This is a genomic window from Streptomyces aculeolatus, assembly GCF_020400605.1.
GTDB classification, from domain to species: Bacteria; Actinomycetota; Actinomycetes; order Streptomycetales; family Streptomycetaceae; genus Streptomyces; species Streptomyces aculeolatus.
Genome location: NZ_JAINRD010000075.1, coordinates 1 through 1226, shown reverse-complemented (window position 1 = coordinate 1226; position 1226 = coordinate 1). Strand labels below are relative to the sequence as shown.

Annotated in this window: 1 protein-coding gene; it reads left to right on the top strand. The window is 77.2% G+C overall.

The window, feature by feature from the left end; all coding sequences use genetic code 11:
- Positions 1–1226: beta-ketoacyl reductase (locus LG396_RS38760; protein WP_225798305.1), on the top strand; the 1226-nt coding region annotated here is incomplete at both ends.

The window sequence follows — 1226 nt, the reverse complement described above, 5'->3', positions numbered from 1 at the left end:
GCCCTCCACGTCGGCACCCCGCACACCCCGCACCTCACCCACCTGCCGCCCCAGGGCGACGCCGGACGCGCACTCGGCCGCCGGAACGGCACCGTGCTCATCACCGGCGGGGCGGGGGCGCTGGGCGGGCTGGTCGCGCGTCACCTGGCGGCCGAGCACGGCGTACGGCACCTGCTGCTCGCCGGCCGCCGCGGCATCGACACACCCGGAGCGCCCGAACTGCAGGAGCAGCTGCGGGCGGCCGGCGCGGAGGCGACGTTCGCCCGCTGCGACCTCACCGACCGCGACGCCGTGGCGCGGATGCTCGCCGGGATTCCCGACGAACGGCCGCTGACCGCGGTCGTCCACGCCGCGGGCGTCGTCGCCGACGCCACGATCGCGTCCCTCACGCCCGAGACTCTGCGCGAAGTCCTGGCCCCCAAGGTCGACGCCGCGACGCATCTCGACGAGCTGACGCGCGACCTCGACCTCGACGCCTTCGTCCTCTTCTCCTCGATCGCCGGCGTCCTGGGCACCCCGGGGCAGGGCAACTACGCCGCGGCCAACGCCTGGCTCGACGCCCTGGCCGCCCGCCGCCGGGCCCGCGGCCAGGCGGGACAGGCCCTGGCGTGGGGCCTGTGGGGCGACGTCGGCGGCAGTGGTGGCATGGGCGCCGCGCTCGGCGAGGCCGAGCTTGCGCGCTGGAGCCGCAGCGGCATCGCCCCGCTGACGCCGGAACCGGGGCTCGCGTCCCTCGACGCGGCGCTGCGCACCCGCACGCCCAACGTCATCCCCGTACGCATGGACCTCCCCGCGCTCCGCGCACAGGCCGAGGTCGGCGAGGTGCCGTATCTCCTACGGGACTTCGCACCCCGCCGCCGCGCCCGCCGGGTGGCGGCCGCGGGCGCGGCGACCGGCACGTCCGCCCTCGCCGGCCGGCTGGCGGGTCTCGACGCGGCGGCACAGGACGCCGAACTGCTCGCACTCGTCCGTACCCAGGCCGCGCTGGTCCTCGGCCACGACGACGCGGCGCACGTCGACGCCGAGCAGGACTTCAAGGCGCTCGGCTTCGACTCCCTGACCGCGGTCGAACTGCGCAACCGTGTCAACGCCGCGGCCGGCGTGCGCCTCGCCCCCACGGTCGTCTTCAACCACCCCACGCCCGCGCGCCTCGCCCGCCACCTGCGCGACGATGTCCTGGGCGCCGCCACCGTCTCCGCCGCCGTGCCCGTGACCGCCGTGGATGG